The 18,734-nt window shown below is 61.7% G+C and carries 15 protein-coding genes; 11 read left to right on the top strand and 4 right to left on the bottom strand.

What is annotated here, in order from left to right; all coding sequences use genetic code 11:
• The first annotated feature begins 108 nt into the window (after positions 1–108).
• Positions 109–1,554: a PAS domain-containing sensor histidine kinase gene (locus tag FHR22_RS10580; RefSeq protein ID WP_166941849.1), complete on the top strand. Its 1,446-nt coding sequence runs from the start codon at positions 109–111 to the stop codon at positions 1,552–1,554.
• Here FHR22_RS10580 and FHR22_RS10575 read toward each other — a convergent pair whose 3' ends face one another.
• Positions 1,555–2,190: a response regulator transcription factor gene (locus FHR22_RS10575; protein ID WP_208417611.1), complete on the bottom strand. Its 636-nt coding sequence runs from the start codon at positions 2,188–2,190 to the stop codon at positions 1,555–1,557.
• Positions 2,191–2,874: 684 nt separating this feature from the next.
• On the opposite strand from FHR22_RS10575, the gene FHR22_RS10570 reads away from it, so the two are divergent.
• From FHR22_RS10570 to FHR22_RS10550, 5 genes are all read left to right on the top strand, one after another.
• Positions 2,875–4,932 carry a TonB-dependent receptor domain-containing protein gene (locus FHR22_RS10570; protein WP_166941847.1) on the top strand — a complete coding sequence of 686 codons (2,058 nt, stop codon included), beginning with the start codon at positions 2,875–2,877 and terminating at the stop codon, positions 4,930–4,932.
• Between the two features lie 32 nt (positions 4,933–4,964).
• Positions 4,965–5,753, top strand: coding sequence for a class II aldolase/adducin family protein (locus FHR22_RS10565; protein ID WP_243853642.1), 789 nt, complete (start codon positions 4,965–4,967; stop codon positions 5,751–5,753).
• Positions 5,754–5,832: 79 nt separating this feature from the next.
• Positions 5,833–7,101 (top strand): MFS transporter, encoded by a 1,269-nt coding sequence (locus FHR22_RS10560; RefSeq protein WP_166941845.1) that lies wholly within the window; start codon positions 5,833–5,835, stop codon positions 7,099–7,101.
• 48 nt (positions 7,102–7,149) lie between these two features.
• Entirely contained in the window at positions 7,150–8,181 is a 1,032-nt protein-coding gene (locus tag FHR22_RS10555) for an NAD(P)-dependent oxidoreductase (protein WP_166941843.1), read from the top strand.
• Entirely contained in the window at positions 8,178–9,113 is a 936-nt protein-coding gene (locus FHR22_RS10550) for an SDR family oxidoreductase (RefSeq protein WP_166941841.1), read from the top strand. The genes FHR22_RS10555 and FHR22_RS10550 overlap by 4 nt, the downstream gene beginning before the upstream one ends.
• 93 nt (positions 9,114–9,206) lie before the next feature.
• Here FHR22_RS10550 and FHR22_RS10545 read toward each other — a convergent pair whose 3' ends face one another.
• Complete coding sequence (locus FHR22_RS10545; RefSeq protein WP_166941839.1) at positions 9,207–10,238, bottom strand: NADP-dependent oxidoreductase; 1,032 nt, start codon at positions 10,236–10,238, stop codon at positions 9,207–9,209.
• 317 nt (positions 10,239–10,555) lie between these two features.
• On the opposite strand from FHR22_RS10545, the gene FHR22_RS10540 reads away from it, so the two are divergent.
• The 4 genes from FHR22_RS10540 (at position 10,556) to FHR22_RS10525 (ending at position 14,688) form a co-directional block, all read left to right on the top strand.
• The gene (locus tag FHR22_RS10540) at positions 10,556–11,074 is read left to right on the top strand and encodes a nuclear transport factor 2 family protein (RefSeq protein WP_166941837.1); all 519 of its coding nucleotides are present in this window, start codon (positions 10,556–10,558) and stop codon (positions 11,072–11,074) included.
• Between the two features lie 111 nt (positions 11,075–11,185).
• On the top strand, positions 11,186–12,382 hold the full coding sequence (locus FHR22_RS10535; protein ID WP_208417610.1) for an acyl-CoA dehydrogenase family protein: 1,197 nt from the start codon (positions 11,186–11,188) through the stop codon (positions 12,380–12,382).
• 60 nt (positions 12,383–12,442) lie between these two features.
• Positions 12,443–13,369, top strand: coding sequence for a 3,5-dioxohexanoate:acetyl-CoA acetone transferase (gene kce, locus FHR22_RS10530; RefSeq protein WP_208417609.1), 927 nt, complete (start codon positions 12,443–12,445; stop codon positions 13,367–13,369).
• Positions 13,370–13,458: 89 nt separating this feature from the next.
• Positions 13,459–14,688 carry a dienelactone hydrolase family protein gene (locus FHR22_RS10525; RefSeq protein ID WP_341786600.1) on the top strand — a complete coding sequence of 410 codons (1,230 nt, stop codon included), beginning with the start codon at positions 13,459–13,461 and terminating at the stop codon, positions 14,686–14,688.
• Positions 14,689–15,036: 348 nt separating this feature from the next.
• On the opposite strand, the gene FHR22_RS10520 is transcribed toward FHR22_RS10525, so the two are convergent.
• Both FHR22_RS10520 and FHR22_RS10515 read right to left on the bottom strand, forming a co-directional pair.
• Positions 15,037–16,020, bottom strand: coding sequence for an alpha/beta fold hydrolase (locus tag FHR22_RS10520; protein ID WP_166941833.1), 984 nt, complete (start codon positions 16,018–16,020; stop codon positions 15,037–15,039).
• A gap of 410 nt (positions 16,021–16,430) precedes the next feature.
• A complete protein-coding gene (locus FHR22_RS10515) occupies positions 16,431–17,018 on the bottom strand; it encodes a ferric reductase-like transmembrane domain-containing protein (protein ID WP_166941831.1) in 588 nt (195 codons plus the stop codon).
• An 856-nt stretch (positions 17,019–17,874) separates the two neighbouring features.
• Between FHR22_RS10515 and FHR22_RS10510 the strand changes: the two genes are divergently transcribed.
• The gene (locus tag FHR22_RS10510) at positions 17,875–18,714 is read left to right on the top strand and encodes an SDR family NAD(P)-dependent oxidoreductase (protein WP_208417608.1); all 840 of its coding nucleotides are present in this window, start codon (positions 17,875–17,877) and stop codon (positions 18,712–18,714) included.
• The last annotated feature ends 20 nt before the right edge of the window (positions 18,715–18,734 follow it).

The following is an 18,734-nucleotide window of genomic DNA, read 5'->3' as shown; positions in this document are numbered from 1 at the left end:
TGGCGCTGAGCCCCATCCCTATATTTTGGCGCAATGCAGGATATGGGCGACACACGGCTCTGGGCATCGCTTGACGAACGGTTCGCTCCTTTTGCCCGGGACAGGTTCTTGATCGTCCTCGACGGTTCCCCGCACGGCGCGCTTATCGTCGACCGGGTCAGTGGCGGGATCCTTTGGGCCAACGAAGCCGCAAAAAAAGCGCACGGCGGCCATGGCGACGAGCTGCTGTCGCTCCAGGCCAGCGAGCTGCTGGTCGGGCTGGGCGAGAAGCTTTCCGCTGAGCAGGCGAAGGGAATTGGCCGGCCGGGCGTCATCGTCCAGTTCCGGATGAGCAACGGATCGATGCTCCCCGTCGAGGTTTTCGAGCAGGAACTGAGTTTTTCCGACCAGCGTGAGGTCTCGCTACTGCATCTTCGCGATGCCAGCGGGCAATTCGGGGCGGTGAAGCAGGAGGAGCGGCTGAGGCGGCTCCTTGCCGATTCATTCACCGCGACGACGATCATCGCAGCCGACGGGAAGATCCGGTACGTCGCTCCGTCGATCCAGCATATTCTCGGCTATTCCGAGAAGGACTTTCTCGGGATGAATATCAGGCGGCTTCATCATCCCGACGAGCGCAGGCAGGTAAGCGCGCTGGTGCGCAAAATCCCGAGTGACGGCACGCCGGTGCGGATGGAGACCCGCATTCGTCACGCCGACGGATCCTACCGGCATATCGAGTCGACGGTTCGCAATTTTACCAGGCACCCGGATGTGGGCGGCATATTGGCAAGCTTTCGCGATGTCACCGAGCGGGTCGAAGCCGAAATGGACGCGCGAAAGCGTACCGAAGAAGTCCATATGCTGGCGAGATACTGGACGATGGCCGAACTCGGCTCGGCGATCGCACACGAGCTCAATCAGCCTGTCGCCGCCATTCGCAACTATGCGGACGGGTGTCTGCGTTCGCTTCCGGCTTCGACTGAGCTCGAACAGACGCGCTGGGCACTCGAACAGATTGCGTCCGAGGCCGAACGCGCGACGCGCATCATGCGGTCGGTGCACGATTTTACCACGCATAAGCGCATCGAGCGGAGACTTTGGTCAATACGCGACATTCTCGACGACATATCGGCCTTCCTTCAGCTCAAGGTGCAGGAAGGCAAGGCTTCGCTGGTTGTCGATGTGAAGGCAAGCCGCAAGGCTTGGTGTGACAAGACCTTGATCGGACAGGTGATGCTCAATCTTGCGCTCAACGGAATCGAGGCGATGAGCGAGAAGGGCGGCCGCCGTGAACTGCGAATCTCCGCCAACGACTTTGATGATGATTTCGTCCGGATCACCGTGGCCGACTGCGGCGAAGGGATGGGCAACGAGCAGCTCGAAGCGCTGTTTCAGACGAGAATGACGACCAAGGCGCACGGTTTCGGGCTGGGCCTGGTTCTGTCCCGGTCGATCGTGAGCAACCATGGCGGAAAGCTATGGGCGGAATCAACGCTCGGAGAAGGAACATCCTTCTTCCTTACCTTGCCGCGACGGAGCCAGAAAAATCAGGTGTTCACCTTCTCGCGCTAATCAGAGACGCCACTCCGATTTATAGCTGAGCACCTCCTTGACGAGCGACGTCAGCGAAGTCGACTGGAACTTGTCCCTGATACTCGATCGGTGAGCGTCGACCGTCTTGCAGCTGATACCGAGCTCATGCGCGATGACCTTGCTGCGTTTACCTTTCACGACTTCGTGGAGAATCTGCTTCTCCCTCGCCGAAAGAAGATTGAAGCGCATTTCGAAGGTGCGGAAATCTTTTTCCTGTTCAAGCTCTGCCGTCGAGGTCCGCAGTGCCTTGAATATCAGGTCGAGCATTTCCTGCGGATCATAGGGTTTCTCGATGAAATTGAACGATCCCTGCTGGATCGCCTTGACCGCCATGGGAATATTCCCATTGGCCGTCACGAAGATCACCGGCGACGTGAGCTTGCGCTTGTTGATCTCGTCGAGCACGTCGAAGCCGCTCATCGAAGGCATTCGTACATCGAGAACGATACACGATGGCCGGCCCGCGTCGTAGGCCTCGAGAAATTCCGCGCCCTTGGAGAAACACAGGCACTCGAGTTGGACGCTCCGCAGCAGCCACTCGAGGGAGGTCAATATCCCTTGGTCGTCATCTACCGCATATACGATCGGTGCCATCATGTCATTGCCGCCGTTCATGGATCGAGGTTTCCCGCGAAGCTCGCAAACAGCAATAGGTGTCTACCCGCATCAGGTAAACGTCGCATCCGAAGCGAGCGCCCGATGATATCCGTCGGCAGCGGTCCGCCCCATATCATCGGCTGTCCGAACGTGGCTGGCCGATGCCGGTGGACGGACCAAGGGGCCGCCTGCCGGATCGGCTGCAGGCGGTCGACCCGCCAGACACCGGCCGCCGCGAGCCACAATGCTGGCGCGACGCCAATCATCCGGGTCGGTGCAGTTCAATCTTCATAATCGCGCTTTTCAGTCCGGGCAGCAGGCAGCCCGGTGGACCGGCGTGCCGCCGCGCGGGGGCGGCGAGACCATTCTGCCATTTATGAGACCGCGGCCTCAGGAAACGCATCTACGCGATTGGAGTGCCCCCCTATTGCGATCCTTTCCCGACAATTGCTGAATGGCGCTCGCGCTGGGGAGCGCATTCGCGCCTCCGGCGATAACTAAAGCATCTCGGGCACGACGCATTGCGGCGGCTGACAGAGGGGGGAAACCATGGGAAGACCAATTCTGTACAATATGGCCTTGTTGGGCTGCGCGGCTGCCGCACTGGCCTCTGGCTCGCAGGCGAGGGCTCAGGTCGCGGCGCCGACCCCCGATGAAAATCGAGGTGAGCAGCGTGAAGCGCCCGATACGCATGATATCGTTGTGACGGCGCGCAAGCAGCTTGAGACCGTCACCGACGTTCCCGCGACGATCAATGTCCTTTCGGGGGAAGATTTCGCCGCCCGCCGACTGGGATCCGGGCTGGATCTGAACGGGCTGGTCCCGGGCTTCCAATTGTATAACGCGGTCGGCGGCGCGGCGTCTCCGACCATTCGCGGGCTTGGCTCGAACACGGCGGTGTTCTCGATCGAAGCGTCCGTGGCAAGCTTCTTCGATGGCGTCTATGCCGCCCATCCGCGCGATCTCGTGTCACCCGTGTTCGACCTCGAGCGCGTCGAGGTCATCAAGGGCACGCAGTCGACAACGCTTGGTAAAAACACCACGCTTGGCGCTGTCAGCTTCGTCAGCCGTCGCCCCGGCAGTGATTTCGGCTTCAACCTCACGGTTGGCCACGAGTTCAAATTCGACGGAAATCGCGTCGAGGGCGGCGTCGACATTCCGCTCAGCGAAACGCTGCATGTCCGCCTCGCAGGCATCTACAGCAACGATGGCCGGTACATCCGCAATCGCGTCCGCAATACCGACGAGCCCACGCGCGAGGTCTATGGCGGGCGCGTTGTCGCGCTCTGGGAGCCGACGGACAGGCTGAAGGCGACCCTTGTTTATCAGCATGACAGCTATGACGAACGCGGCCAGACCGTTCATCTCATCACCGATGGCACGGGTGTCGGCCCGAGCGTCAGCATCCGGGCGCTCGCCGCCGCGGTCGGCCAGACCGACTTCGAGATCGGAAAGGGCTTTTCCTATAATGCCTATCCCGACCGCTCGGTTTATGATCGTCAAAGCGGAGACCGCGCCACGCTGATCGCAGAATATGGTCTCGGCGATTATACGCTGACATCGCAGACCGCCTATGTGAAATGGAAAGACCGCCGCCGCAACGACCTCGATTTTACCGCCGCCAGCCTGATTACCTTCGAGGTCGACGAGGAGAATGAACTCTTCTCCCAGGAGATCCGGCTGGCCTCGCCGAGCGAAAAGCCGGTCAGCTATATCGTCGGCGCCTATTATCTGTGGAACAGATGGGGGGTCGATCAGGTCATCGACGCCGAGGCGCCCTGGCCTCGCACCGGCGCGCTCAACCATCTCTACGAACAGACGGTCAATTCCTACTCCGGCTTCCTCCAACTCAATGCCAGCCTGACCGAGCAGATCAAGCTTTCCGCAGGCGGGCGCTATACCGAGGAGGACAAGGATGCGCGCTTTTCGCGAACGACCCTGCGTCCGGGCTCCGCGACCGCCATCTTCGCGCCGTTTGCGGAACGCACGCCTTCGCGCAAGGAGAATAATTTCGACTGGTCCCTGAGCGCCCAATATTATCTCGACAAGCGCAATGTGATCTACGCCGGCGTGGCCCGGGGCAGCAAGAGCGGGGGGTTCCAGACCCTTCCGTCCAATCCCGATCTGGCGGAGTTTGAAGGGGAGGAGGCGCTCACGACCGAAATCGGGATCAAGACGCGGCCGACCGGCACGCTCTCGTTCGACCTAGCCCTCTACAACACCACGGTGAAAGACTTTCAATACAACATCAACACCGCAAACGGCAATGTGATCGCCAACGCCAAGGTTCGGACGCGAGGCTTTGATACGAGCCTGAATTGGCGGCCCTTCGACGGCTTCCGCATCGAAGGCGGCGTGGTTTATGCCGACGCGAAAATCCTCGAGGCGTTTCCCGGGGCCCCGAAGGGAACGCCCGTCCAGCGGGCGCCCAAATGGACAGGCAATGCCTCGATCAATTATGAGACGGCGCTGTCGGAGAACGTCGATCTGACGATCAATCCGAAGATCGAATTCAGCTCCAGCCAGTTCAGTCAGCTGCCCTCGGTCGGAGCGCCGAAACGGCAACCCTATGGCCTCGTCGATCTTGTCGTGGCGCTTGGCGCACCCGACGACCGGTGGGAGGTGGCACTGATCGGCAAGAATCTGACCAACCAGAAGGTCCTGCTGACCGCGACCACGCCCCTGCTCGCCAATGGGCCCTTCTACGGCAACATCCAGACACCGACGACCTTCGCGCTCCAATTGACCGTGAAGCACTGAGCAGACGTCGACAACAGTTAAGGAGCATGATGATGGAAGCCGTCTCTGTATTCTCGATGGGCACCTCCGGGAAAGCCAGCCCGCAGGTCAGGGCGCGCGTCTCGCCCGAGGAATGGCAAACGCGCGTCGAGCTCGCCAAATGCTATCGCCTGATTGCCCATTTTGGTCTGACCGACGGGATTTACAATCATATCTCCTGCCGCGTCCCCGGAAAAGAGGAGCATGTGCTGCTCAATCCCTTTGGCCTGCTTTACGAGGAAATCACGGCGTCCAACCTCGTCAAGGTCGACCTTGAAGGAAATATCGTCGACGATCCCACTGGCCTCGGGATCAACAAGGCCGGCTTCATCATCCACGGCGCCATCCATGAAGCGCGTCCGGACGTGGCCTGTGTCGTTCATACCCATACGCGAGCGGGGCTTGCGGTTGCGGCGCAGGCCGAAGGCCTGCTTCCGATCAGCCAGCCGGCCGCTCTTTTCATCGATCGGATCGGCTATCACGACTATGAGGGGATCGTGCTGCGGATGGATGAGCGCGAGCGATTGCTCGCCAATCTCGGCCAGTTCAATTTTCTTATTCTGCGCAACCACGGATTGCTCACTGCCGGGCCGAATATCGCTCGCGCCTTTCAGTGGATGCATGTCCTTCAGCAGGCGTGCGAAGTGCAGATCCAGGCTCTCGCCGGCGCGCGTCCGCTCACCTATCTTCCGCCCGAATCCATCAAGGAAATGCAGACGGCATTCGACAGTTCAGACGGAATGCTCGACTGGCAAGCCTTGACCCGGGTCATGGACAGAATGTCGCCCGAATATGCGGCATGAGCCTGCCTAGGTTCCGCGGCGGAAGCTGTTTCATCCGCCGGCCGGCTAGGGCGCCGGCGTCGTATCCGGAGATTTCGACATGCAGGTGAGCGCTGATATCGCGCCCAACAGGCCGTGGTGGGCGGTGACGATGCTGGTTGGCCTGCTCGTCATGTCCCTCGTCGACCGGGTCATTCTTTCGCTCCTGGTGCGGCCGCTTCGGGACAGTTTCGAGATCAGCGACGTCCAGTTCGGGCTGCTGTTCGGCACCTCTTTCGCTATTCTTTATGGTGTAATCGGGTTTCCGGCGGCACGCATCGCCGACACCGGCAATCGCAAGCGGCTGATCCTGTACGGCGCGCTCCTCTGGGCGGGGTGTACCCTCGCATCGGGCTTCGCGCAGAGCTTCAACCAGCTCCTGCTTCTGCGTGCGGGGCTGGCGCTCGGCGAAGCGGCGATTTTTCCCGCGTCCCATTCGCTCGTCGCCGATCTGCTGCCCCGTGAACGCCGATCGCTCGCCGCCAGTATCGTGGCCGCGGCTCCCTTTCTGGGCGTCGCTATCACCTACATGGGCGGCGGTGTCCTCGTCGAGGCGATCGAAAGCCATGTCGCGGCGGGCGGTGGTGGCGGTCTGGAGGCGTGGCGCCTCGCCTTGATCCTCGCGAGCCTGCCGACCTTCGCGCTGACGCTCCTTTTTGCTGCCACCTTCACCGAGCCAGCGCGTCGGCGCGAGGCTCCGTTGATCAGTGATCGACCGACAACAGGTATTTTGACCATGGTGCCCTTCTTTCTGCCGCTCGTTGTCGGCGCCGGGGCGCCGATGATCATCGCGGCGGGCTACGCAGCTTGGGCGCCCGAGACCCTGAGAACCGAATATGGCCTCTCGCTGCGAGCGGCGGGGGCCTGGTTCGGCATCGTTGCCGCAGCTGGTCCGATCGTCGGGTCGCTGCTTCTTCCCGAGCTGGTTCGCCGGCAGAAAAATCGACCCTTCGTCGAGGCGTTGCTGCGCGTGTGCACGGTTGCCGTCGTCCTCGGCATGACGATCTTCATAGCAGCTCCGCTCCAGCCTGAACCGGCCGTTTTGCTGGTCGGATATCTTTTCGGCGCGATCCTGATGTTCGGCGCCTACAGCACCGTCATCGTCAGCATGCAATATATCGCTCCGCAGAGTTTCCGTGCGACGCTGGTGGCGAGCACAACCTTCATCGGCTCGGGAATAGGCTTGAGCGTGGGGCCGCCGCTGGTGGCCGTTCTCAAGGAGCAATTTGTCGGGACCTACAGCGATGCGCTCGTCTGGACGGCGGTTCTGGCGGGGCTGATTTCGATCGCAGCATTTCTCGTCGCCCGCCGCGCCTCCCATAATCTCTAGATCTCGGGGCCATCGCGGGCCCCGCCGAATTTGTCTCAGGAGAAATCTATGTCAGCGTCGGTCCTCATCGCCGGTCCGGAGTCCATCGTCCGGCTGCTCAACGATATCGCCCAGTCGGTGACCGAAGCGGGCTTCGGTACCACCGTTACGCATCAGCCGATCGTCTCCCTGTCGCCGCAACTCCTCGCCGGCGTGCAGGCGCTCATCTGCGTCGTGTCGCCCGTCGGCCGCGCCGAGCTTGATGCGCTGCCCAACGTGCGCGCGGTGATTTCGCCGATCACCGGTTATGACTGGATCGATCTCGAGGTTGCGCGAGCGAAGGATGTTCTTGTGGCGAACGGAGAGGCATCGGAAAATTTTGAGAGCATGGCCGAGGCCACAATCATGCTGATGCTGACATCGCTTTACGATCTGCACGGCGCCGAAAGGCAGCTGCGTGACCTGCAGCCACGGCCCAAGGGGCCGATGTCCGCCCGGATGGTGCGCGGCAAGACGATCGGCATCATAGGCTATGGCAATATTTCCCGCGCGATCATTCGCCGCCTCGCGGGCTGGGATGCACAGATTGTCGTGACCACGCGAACTCCGCCAGAGACTGTCGATGGGCTTCGCTTCGTCGAACTCGATCAACTGCTGGAGACTAGCGACGTGGTCATCGTGATGACGAGCCTCGCCCCCGAGACCCGGGGCTTCCTCGGTGCCGAACGCCTGCGCAGGCTGAAGCCCGGCTGCGTCTTCATCAACACGGCGCGCGGCGGGCTGGTCGACGAGGAAGAACTGTATCGTCAGGTTGCGGCGGGCAGGATCGCCAAGGCGGCGCTCGACGTCTTCGATGAAGAACCGCTGGGCGCTGACAGCCCCCTAAGACAGCTGCCCAACACGATCCTGACCGACCATATCGTCGGCCATACGCGCGAGATGTACGACGCCATTCCGCGCATCGCCGCCGCCAATGTTGCCGCCGCCCTCGGCGGCGCGCCGCCCGAGCGGACGCGGAACCGCGATGTGATCGAGCGCTGGCGCGCGAAATGGGACGCGGCCCCGGGGGAGGACGGTGCAAGCAGGGCGAGCGGGATATGACCGCTTCTGCCGGCAAGGTTCTCGTTTTTGGCGCCGCCGGCCATATCGGAGGGCCGCTCGCGCGCTACCTGCGGTACAAGGGTTGGGGCGATCGCCTCCGGCTGGCCACCAGCAGCCCCGCCCGGCTTGACCAGCTGAAGGCGGCGTTCCCTGGCAGCGAAGCGATAGTAGCGGACTATCTCGCACCGGCCAGCCTCGCCGCCGCCTGTCGCGACGCCGAATATATATTTGTCATCACGCCCGATTTTATCGACGAACTGGCCGCGATGGATAATCTCGTCCAGGCCGCAAGACGCACCCCCGAGCTTCGCCAGATCCTGCGGATCATCGGCGACCCGCCCCATATGTCGCTGAAGAAGGTCCCGAAGATCGTTCGCGATTTCGGCCGCGGCACCGCCATTCAGCATCTTCAGGCGAGGGAAGTTCTGGAGCAGAGCGATCTGCCGATCACCTATCTCAACATCGCCTCCTATCTGATGGATGATTTCATCCGCTGGAACAGTACGATCAAATCGGACCGGGCGCTGGCGATGCCCTTCGAGAGGCGAACGACCTGGATCGATCCGGGCGATCTCGGCGAGGCCGCCGCCGGCATCATCATGGAGGAAGGCGATCGCCATCTTCATCAGCTCTATCACCTGAACAACGGCAGTGATCACCTGTTCTTCTCGGAAATTGCCGAAATGATCAGCGATGTCCTGCAGGAGCGGATCGTCCACAATGACGCGGTCGCGTTCTGGGAGCAGCACATGGGGCAAAGATATGTGAAGCTGTTTGGGGTGGGGGCTGGTGAATATTTCAAGGCCTATTATGAATTTGAACAGACCTATCAGTTCGCCTTTCACCGATCCGACATTCTGGAACGGCTTTTGGGACGCAAACCCAAGACGCTACGGGCATGGGTCGAGCAAAATGCCCATCTTTTGACTTAAGGGCGAATGAGCCTGAGGAAACCTCAGCCGCAGCTTCCCGTCAGCGGCCGCAGCATACGCGCGCGATGGCAAGCACGTCGTGGGGCGTGACCGTCAGCTCGAACTATAGGCGTCTTCATCGACGAGACCGAGCAAGGTTCCGCGATTGGTGCCCTCGAAAAGGGCGTTGAAATGCAGCGGCAACGTTTCGAAACCGGTCCGGATATCCTCGCGGGTGACGATCTCACCCGACTGCCTCCATGCGATCAGATCGGCAATGGCCTCGGGGACTTCGTCGCGGTAGTCGCCGAACAGAAAGCCCTGAATTCTGATGCTGCCGTAGATCACCCGCATGATATTTCTGAAGGCCGGCAAATCATCGTCTTCGCTATTGTATCCGGCTATCTGCCCGCAGAGAATGATCCTTCCGAATTTTGCCATGTTATCGACTGCCGCCTGAAGCATGGTACCACCGACATTGTCGAAAAAAATGTCGATTCCCGTCGGGCATAGTGATTTCAGTGCGGACGATACGTCGTCAGACCGATAGTCAATGACCTCCTCAATCCGGCACTCGTTTCGAAGCCACGAACATTTTTCCGCGCCGCCGGCGATGCCGATGACCCGGCATCCCGCGATCCTCCCGATCTGGGCTGCAACCGATCCGGTCGAGCCCGCCGCGCCCGAAACGACGAGCGTTTCACCCGGGCTCGGGCGGCCAACGCGCATCAATCCGAAATAGCCCGTCATGGCATTCAATCCGAACGCGCCCAAAGCCTCGATCGCCGTGACTCCCTCGTCGATGAGCCGCGGAGCCGACGCGGCGTCGATGATGTCGAACTCGCTCCATTTGCTCGTCGAGACGATGCGCGAGCCGACCGGGAAGGCAGGATGGCGCGATTCGACGATCCGGCTTGCCGACATTGCCTGGATGGGGGCGCCCAAGGGAATGATCATATGCAGGCTGGCATCGCGCGCCGACATCCAGTTGCGCATCGTGGGCGCGTACAGAAACAGCAAATTGCGCACGCGGATCTCCCCCGCCTGCAGCGCCCGCTCGTGCTGGTCTCCAGGGGCGAGCTCGAGATCGCCGTCCCGCAACATTCGGACAGGTCGCCTGCGCAAGAGCCATTGCCGGTTTTCCATAAATTCCAAACCTCCTCAAGACTTCGGCGAATGCAATGACAGGCGGCGCCACCGGGCACCGACGGTGAGGCGATGACGACGCGCGCGCTATCCGAAGCGCGGCCGGATACCCGTGTCAGCGACCATGGACGGGGACACGCCGATAGCCCGATTTCCGGCGGTGTGTGAGCGCGTAACCTCCTGCCTTCGTCGCTTTTCCTCTCCTGCCGGGCGTTCACGCCATCATGCCTCGCTCCACCCACCATTGCGCTTGGTGTGGACACCAATTGAGCGCGTCCGGGTGGCTATCTACCGATGCGGTAACAGGAGCATCGTTCATGATCCAGTCCGACCCGCAGACTGCCGACAGGGCCGCAATCGCCGAGCTCAACGCCCGTTTCGCCTGGTTGATCGATCATGAAAACGGGCACGGCGTACCCGAGCTTTTTACTGCTGACGGCCGGTACGGCTATGAGGGGCATTGGTGTGAAGGCCGCACGCAGATCGAGGATTTCTACGCGCGGCGGCGGCAGCGCGGCACGCGCACGTCGCGCCATGTGTTCACCAATTCATGGGTTGTCTTCGAGAGCGATGGCCTCGCCCTCGGCCGGTCCATCCTCACGCTGTTCGCGACCGATGACGATCCCCTGGCCAGCGCCTGCCCCGTCTGTATTCTCGACTATTCGGATACGCTTCTCAGGCAGGCTGACGGCCGATGGCGTTATCGGGAGCGCCATGTGCTGCCCGTGTTCGGACATATGCCGCGGCTGATGGAGCGGGAGACGCCCGCCGACGCGCGCTCCGTGGATCGAGCCGCCCGGAGCGGATCGGTCGAGCAGGTTGCCGAGGCGCTGTGATCGCTCCTTCGCCTGAAGAGGAAAAAAGCAAACTTGCCCGGCTTTCTCTGATCGGGAGCGACCAGAATGCCGGCTGCGTAACGGCTTTCATCATTAGGGATTTGGATTGCTATGGCTGACGTGGAACTGATTGCGGATAGAGATGTGGCGCTTGCGATGCTCGGGAATGTGCATGCCATTCTTCCCGACATCGCCTCGAGAGCCGTGGCCTGTGAAGAGGCGCGCGTCGTGCCGGTGGAGAATATGCGCGCGCTTCGGGACGCAGGTTTTCTGGGCGGCTTCAAACCCGTCCAATATGGCGGTATCGAGGCCGCGCCCGGCGTCATGTTCCAAGCGGCGTCCGACATCGCGACCGTTTGCGCCTCGACGGCGTGGGTGGCGCAGCTCATGGCCGTCCATGCGCATGCCATCGCCTATTATGATCCCCGTCTGCAGGAAGAGATCTGGGGCTCCGACCAGGACGCCCTCGTCGGCTCATCGGTGGCGCCGATCGGCAAGGTCGAGCCTGTCGAGGGCGGATATCGCCTCTCCGGGCGTTACAACTGGTCGAGCGGCTGCGACCATGCCAGCTGGCTTTTGTTGGGAGGGTATCTCGCCGGGCCCGAGCCCGGCCAGCGCCTGCACGCATTGTTCGCTGTGCCGCGAAGCGATTTCGAGATCATCGATACTTGGTTCGCAGCGGCGCTCAAGGGCACAGGGAGCAAGGATATCGTCGTCGATGACATCTTTGTTCCCCATTATCGTGTGGAGACGATGCTGGCGCTCGGCACGGGGACAGCGCGCGGTTACGGAACGCATCGCGGCGATATATTCACCCTCCCGTTCCAGTCGATATTCGCCTCGGGATTTTCGGCCGTTGCGTTCGGCATCGCCCGGGCTGCGCTCGACCATTACAAAAACCGCCTCGCGGGCCGGGTGCGGGCCTATACCGGTGCGCAGGTCGCCCTGTCGCCGCCCGCCTTCATGCACCTGGCGCATGCCCATCACGAAATCACGGCGGCACGCGCGATACTCGAAGACGAGTGGCGGGCGTTCGAGGAGCAGGCCAAAAGCCGCGAGCAGGCAGAGATGGATACGGTCATACGGTGGCGAACCATGCTCCCCTACGTCACAAAGCTTTGCGTCAGCGCGGTCGACGAGCTGATGGCGGCCAGCGGTGGCGGTGCCATTCTCGACTCAAGCCCGCTTCAACGCTGTTTTCGCGACGTGCACGGGGCCGCGGCGCATGCGGTCTGCGACTATGATATCGCGCTTCAGATCGCGGGCCGCCATCTGATCGGCGCCGAGCCTGATCCCAACCTCCTCTGAGGTCGGCCTTGCGGCAGCGCCTTCGCGACCGCCGTCTTTCCAGGACTGTTAGGAATTCCCATGAGCAAGGTCATCATCAGCTGCGCGGTTACGGGGTCGGTCCACACACCAACCATGAGCGCCTACCTGCCGGTCACGCCCGACGAGATTGCCGCTTCGGCGATCGAAGCCGCGGAGGCGGGCGCCGCCATACTCCACCTGCACGCGCGCGATCCCGGGACTGGACAGCCAACCCCGGATCCGGACGTGTTCATGCAATTTCTTCCGCGGATCAAGCAATCGACCGACGCCGTCGTGAACATCACCACGGGTGGCGGGCAGGGGATGGCGCTGGAAGACCGGCTATCGGCTGCGGTACGTGCTTCGCCCGAGCTCTGCTCGCTGAACATGGGATCGATGAACTTCGGACTCTATCCGATCCTCGAGAAATACGAGACGTTCCAAAACGCCTGGGAGCCGGCCTATCTCGAGGCCTCGCGCGACTGGATCTTCCGAAACACCTTCAAGGATATCGAATATATCCTGCAGGACCTTGGGCAGGGACATGGTACGCGCTTCGAATTCGAATGCTATGATGTCGGGCATCTTTATACGCTGGCTCATTTCCTCGATCGCAAACTCGTCACCCCGCCGCTTTTCGTCCAGTCGATCTTCGGCATTCTGGGCGGTCAGGGCCCGGATGCCGAGAATCTGATTCACGCCAAGCGCATCGCCGACAGGCTCTTCGGAGATCAATATCAGTGGTCGGTCATGGCGTCGGGCCGGCACCAGCTTCCGTTCGTGACGATGGCGGCGATCAGCGGCGGCAATGTGCGCGTTGGCCTCGAAGATTCGCTCTACGCCGGAAAGGGCAGGCTAGCCCGGTCGAACGCCGAGCAGGTCACGATCATTCGGGGCATATTGGAGGCGCTTTCGCTCGACGTCGCGACGCCCGAAGAAGCGCGTGCGATGCTCGGTCTCAAGGGTGCGGATCGCGTCCGTTTCTGACGCCGGGATCATATGGTTGTCTGCGTCGCCACAAGAACTGGCTAATAGTCGATCAACTTCCGGCCCATCGCTGGGCTGGCTTCGGGAGAATGAAAATGGCTTTGACCCGGATCCGCATCACCGCATCCGACAACAGCGGTGAGTTCGGCGCCTATCTCGCGACGCCGCCGTCCGGGAGCGGACCGGGGCTCGTCGTCTGCCAGGAAATCTTTGGCGCGAACGAGACGATGCGCAAGGTCGCGGAGAGCTTCGCCGAGGAAGGATATGTCGTGCTGGTGCCCGACCTGTTCTGGCGGCAAGAACCCGGGGTCGAACTCGGATATTCTCCGCAAGACTGGGCGCGGGCCTTCGAGCTGGCTCAGGGTTTTGATGAGGATCGCGGCGTAGACGATGTCCAGGCCGCGATCGATGCGCTCCGCGGGCGGGGCGAGGTAACCGGCGGGGTCGGCGTCATCGGCTATTGTCTCGGGGGCAATCTGGCGTTTCTTGCCGCAAGCAGAACCGATTGCGACGTCGCGGTCGGCTATTATGGCGTAGGAATCGAACAGAAGCTGGCAGATGCCGACGCGTTGCGTTGCCCGCTGGCGCTCCACTTCGCCGAGCTCGATTCCTTTTGCCCCGCCGAAGCGCGCGAAGAGATTTTCAAGGCGCTCGCCGCGAAACCGGACGCGAGCCTGTTTCTTTATCCCGGGTGCGACCATGCATTCGCGCGCGAGGGGGGCGATCATTTCAATCGGCCCGCGGCGAACATAGCGCATGAACGAACGATGGCCGTCCTGAAGTCGGCAATCGGGCCGCATTATGATCTCGCGGCCTTGTGGGACATGCATATCTATCATGAATTCCAGACCCGCGACGTCGACGCCACGATCGCGACCATGGTGGACGAGCCATATGTCAATCACATCCCGACCATGACCGGGGGCATCGGCCGCCAGCATTTGCATCATTTCTATACCAACTACTTCGTGCACAGCAATCCACCCGACATAACCAGCATACCGATCTCGCGAACGGTCGGGGCGACGCAGGTCGTCGATGAGGCGCTTTTGTCCTTCACCCACAGCGTCGAAATTGCCTGGATGTTGCCGGGCATCGCTCCGACGGGCCGGCGCATCGAGGTCGCCTTGGTCTCCGTGGTCAAGTTTCGCGGTGACAAGCTCTGGCATGAGCATATCTACTGGGACCAGGCCAGCGTTCTCGCCCAGCTGGGTCTGATCGATCAGACAAACCTGCCGGTCGTCGACGCAAGAGGCGGCCGCAAACTGATCGATGAAACGCTACCCTCGAATGAACTCATCAAGAACAAGGTAGCATAGCATAAAGATGGCTGTCGAAATCGCGGGTTCGCACTCGGTCGGCGACATCTGGGCTGAGATCGATTGCCGGCGCCCGATCTGCCGCGCTCGGCATAGCAGCTGTTATTGAAGCTCTGTCGTAGCACTCGCTGCAACAGCCATCTTCTGGCTCTGGTCAATGAGCCCTGTCGCTGGCGATGCGGAATGGCTGGCCGATCGGCGCTGAGCCGATCCGAGGAAAAACAAGCTTTCTTGGCGACGATGTCCATTGTCATGGCACAATCCTGTCGGCTCCCGACCCGGGTAGGCCGAAATGCCTTGCGCTCATAGCCCACGGCGCCCGGCGCCGATGTTCGCTGCCGGTCCGTGTTAAAGCGGATTGTCGAGCTCGGACAGGAACGCCAGCAAAAGGTCGTTGACCTCTTCCGGAGCTTCTTGCTGCAGCCAGTGGCCAGCGCCTTCGATTATGTGCGCGCCGCGCGGATCAGTGCAGCGCGCGAGGGGATCGGCGTAGCGATCGCCTGTTCCCAGGATCGTGCGGATGGGATCGCGACCCCCGCCGATGAACAGCGCCGGCTGCGTGATCATCTTTTCACGGTACTGGCTCAGCGTGGCGCGGTCGAGTGGCGCGGCGCGGTATCGGTTGAGCGCCCCTCGGAAACCGTCGGCGAAGCTCTGCGCATAGGCGGCCAGCTCCGCCTCGGAGAGCCACGGCCCTACCGGTGTGACGTCAGGAATACCGGCAACCAGATTGCGCGTGCCGGCCGGTCTCACAAGGCCATCGACCGCATCGGGACGGAGACCGGACAGCGCGTAGTAAAACCGGCGCAGGAACTCCTTGGGATTTGCCTCCAGTTCATGCTCGGCCCCGGGCTTGGTCAGAAGATGCCGGTAAAAGACCGGCTTGCCCGGTTCGTCGGGCCAGAATTCGTCCGGCACCTTGTCCGAATAAGCCGCCGCAGGAACCGAAAGCCCGACGACGGCGCGAACCTTGTCCGGATGAAGCAGTGCCGCGTTATAGACCTGCGGTGCCCCCCCGTCGTGCCCGACAAGTACGGCGGGGCCGGCAGACATTGCGTCGATGACGGCGCAGATATCGCGGGTCATTTCGGCCATTGTATAAGCTTCCACCGGCGCCGGTTTCGAAGATCCTCCATATCCGCGCGTGTCAAACGCCGCAGCGGTATAGCCGGCATCGGCGAGCGCTTTCATCTGGTGCCGCCAGGAAAACCATGCCTCGGGGAAGCCATGCATGAGGACAAGAGGTCCTTGGCCTACATGTGCCAGGCGCAGCGATATGTCGCCGTTGTGAATGTGGGTAAACTCCGCCCCCGGCACCAGATTGTCGCTCATGTAACCACTCCGCGTTCCTCGTTCAGGCGAGTCCTGCTGATCGGGCAAGCCGACGCGGAACCTGTTCGACATAGCAGGCGCAACCTCGCCTCAAGAGTTGCACCGGATCCAGGGGGAAAGCAGCAGGCCGATAGGACCGGCAGCTCCGCAATAGGCGAAACCCGTTCGTTCGGCGCGACTTGCGCCCAAGCGTCGCGAGCCGGCTTGTCATTTCGAGCTTCCGAGCGATCTTTTTACCTGGACCGTTTCGGCGTATATAGGAGTAAACACGCAGGAGCAGCACGGTCTGCGCAGCAGCCGTTTCACTTTGCGCGTGACATGCAGCATCCACAAACCGGATGACATGTCGTCTTCGATCTCATGCCGGTGAGATTGTCCGTCAGCGGAGCGGTCTGGGCGCCCCTCGACCCTCACGCGGACGCGGATCGAAGCCGTCGCCACCGGCTGCGCGCCACCGCCCGCATTGTCCAGGCGACGAGCAGCGGCATCAAATGGACCATGGCCGACATCCAGTGCCACTCCAGCAGCACCCAATGCACGATCGAGAACAAGAGTGCGCCGTAGGAGACCTGCTGCAGCCGCTTCCAACGCCGGCCAAGCGCACGGACGGCGGCGTCGAAACTGATCGCCGCCGGAATGACCATCAGGACAAGACTGAGCCAGCCAGTCCAAATCGCGGGCCTCGGCAGTTCGCCCAGCTGCGCGTCTAGCGTTCCCGTGTCCGCGACATAAAAGATAAGGTGCAACAGCGCGTAGATGAAAGCGATTACCCCGAAGTTCCGGCGCAACGTGATCCACCCGCTCAGGAACCTGTTGGGCCCCAAATATTCGATGAGAGGCCCGGGCAACATCGCCGCCACCATCATGCGGATCGCCATCGCGCCACTCGGGTGGAGCATTTCCTGGGGCGGCGTAGCGCCTCGCAGAAACCCGAATGCCAGCAGAATCGCCGGCAGCGAGAACAGCAGCCAGAAAGGGACTCGTTTGCGCAGGGTCATGCCAGATGCTCGTCCTCGATCGCTTCAAATTGTCCGCGATGGGCAGCTGGACGCCTGCTAACCACAGCTGACGTGCCGCGCCGCCCTGTTAAATTGCGCTGTCTACGCAGGTTTCCGATTGCCTCCGCACACCTAATGCCCCGGATCAGCCGGCTGCCCCCGGAGGGGCATCAGTCGCGCCGGTCATCGCGAGCCGGCGAGATCGGCATGGGGCAGGAGCCCAAACCGATCTGGAGAAGCCGAGCCGCCGCCATACAACCCGTAAGAAACGACATGCTCATGGTGCAGAACGCCATGCTCATATGCCACGACCCAATTAAGTCCTCCCAAGATCGTCCCCACAAAGTGCCTGTAGTTGGGCTGCTCCGAGATCGTCGGTTCCATGATGAGAGGATAAGCTAAATTCCTCTCACGTTTGATATATTTTCATAGTCTGAATTATTCGGGAAACATATCAATCGGTGACGACCCGAATATATTGGTTCAATATATATCGCGGCACGCCGGCACATATGCAAAGGCCAATGACAGGCCCGCGTTCGGCGGCGTCGATGAGCCGCATGAGGGTGGGCGATGGCCGGCATTTTTGCCCAGCCCGCGGCGAGCCTTCGCCCGTCAGGCGGGTTAAAAGGGGGCTTGGGGTCGACACCAATTGAGAGTCTTGCCTGGCGGGCATAGGCCTAGGCCGAGTGGAACGGCTATGGTCGCCTGCATCGACGCCGACCCCTCGCCGGTTCTTTGATGGACGCGTCGTTCGTTCACCCGTGGGCTGGCGAGGCGGTTTGCGTTCGGGCAGCCGTCCGGGATCGACCGACGCTTCGTGGCTCCGCCGGACCGGCGTCTCGACGAGCCGCTCATGGCGCCCGCCGTGGCGCGAACGGGGGAGACGATGAAGTCGGCAAATTTCAGTTCGGGCGACATCTTCGATGTGAGCGGGTCGGTCGTGATTGTGACCGGCGGCGCCAGCGGGCTGGGATTGAGCATCGCAGAAGTCATGGCTGCGAACGATGCGCGGGTGCTGCTTCTCGATATTGATCAGGCTCGGCTCGACGAATGCCAGGCAAGGTTCCGGGCCGCCCGGCTCGCGCTCGACGTCGCGATTCTGGACGTTGCGGATATCCCGGCATTGCAAGGCGCGATCCATGCCGCCGCAGAGCGGTATGGGCGGATCGACGCCGTGTTCGCCAACGCGGGCATATCGGCCGGGAGCGGCCCGTTCACCGAATTTGGTCAGATTGCCAATGTCAGGGAGGAGGACTGGAATCGCGTGCTCCAGATCAACCTCACGGCGGTTTTCGCGACGATCCAGGCCGCATCGATCCATATGAAGCGCCAGCGCGGCGGGCGGATCGTCGTCACGTCGTCTGTTGCGGGCCTGCGGGCCGAGCGCCACGTCGGCTATGCCTATGTCGCGACGAAGGCCGCAGTCGTCAATCTCGTGCGCCATGCAGCCATCGAGCTGGCAGAATTTGGCGTGTGCGTGAACGGGATCGCGCCCGGTCCGATCCTGACGAACATCGCGGGCGGGAAGCTCAAGGACCCGGATATAGCCAAGCCCTATATCGCGAATGTTCCGCTCGCGAGGCTCGGAGATCCCGACGAAATCAAGGGGCTCGCACTTCTGCTCGGCTCCCGCGCCTCGAGCTTCATAACGGGCACCACGATCGCGATCGACGGGGGAATGACGGCTTGGTGAAGCGGATCTATCGTCGGGAC

The sequence above is a fragment of the Sphingopyxis panaciterrae genome (assembly GCF_011762125.1).
Lineage (GTDB): Bacteria > Pseudomonadota > Alphaproteobacteria > Sphingomonadales > Sphingomonadaceae > Sphingopyxis > Sphingopyxis panaciterrae.
This window is presented reverse-complemented; position numbering and strand designations above follow the sequence as displayed.

Coding starts and splice junctions, on each gene's coding strand:
- FHR22_RS10560 (WP_166941845.1), top strand. CDS start 5,833: ATGCAGGTGAGCGCTGATATCGCGCCCAACAGGCCGTGGTGGGCGGTG.
- kce (WP_208417609.1), top strand. CDS start 12,443: ATGAGCAAGGTCATCATCAGCTGCGCGGTTACGGGGTCGGTCCACACA.
- FHR22_RS10555 (WP_166941843.1), top strand. CDS start 7,150: ATGTCAGCGTCGGTCCTCATCGCCGGTCCGGAGTCCATCGTCCGGCTG.
- FHR22_RS10540 (WP_166941837.1), top strand. CDS start 10,556: ATGATCCAGTCCGACCCGCAGACTGCCGACAGGGCCGCAATCGCCGAG.
- FHR22_RS10535 (WP_208417610.1), top strand. CDS start 11,186: ATGGCTGACGTGGAACTGATTGCGGATAGAGATGTGGCGCTTGCGATG.
- FHR22_RS10565 (WP_243853642.1), top strand. CDS start 4,965: ATGGAAGCCGTCTCTGTATTCTCGATGGGCACCTCCGGGAAAGCCAGC.
- FHR22_RS10550 (WP_166941841.1), top strand. CDS start 8,178: ATGACCGCTTCTGCCGGCAAGGTTCTCGTTTTTGGCGCCGCCGGCCAT.
- FHR22_RS10545 (WP_166941839.1), bottom strand. CDS start 10,238: ATGGAAAACCGGCAATGGCTCTTGCGCAGGCGACCTGTCCGAATGTTG.
- FHR22_RS10575 (WP_208417611.1), bottom strand. CDS start 2,190: ATGAACGGCGGCAATGACATGATGGCACCGATCGTATATGCGGTAGAT.
- FHR22_RS10525 (WP_341786600.1), top strand. CDS start 13,459: ATGAAAATGGCTTTGACCCGGATCCGCATCACCGCATCCGACAACAGC.
- FHR22_RS10515 (WP_166941831.1), bottom strand. CDS start 17,018: ATGACCCTGCGCAAACGAGTCCCTTTCTGGCTGCTGTTCTCGCTGCCG.
- FHR22_RS10520 (WP_166941833.1), bottom strand. CDS start 16,020: ATGAGCGACAATCTGGTGCCGGGGGCGGAGTTTACCCACATTCACAAC.
- FHR22_RS10510 (WP_208417608.1), top strand. CDS start 17,875: ATGGCGCCCGCCGTGGCGCGAACGGGGGAGACGATGAAGTCGGCAAAT.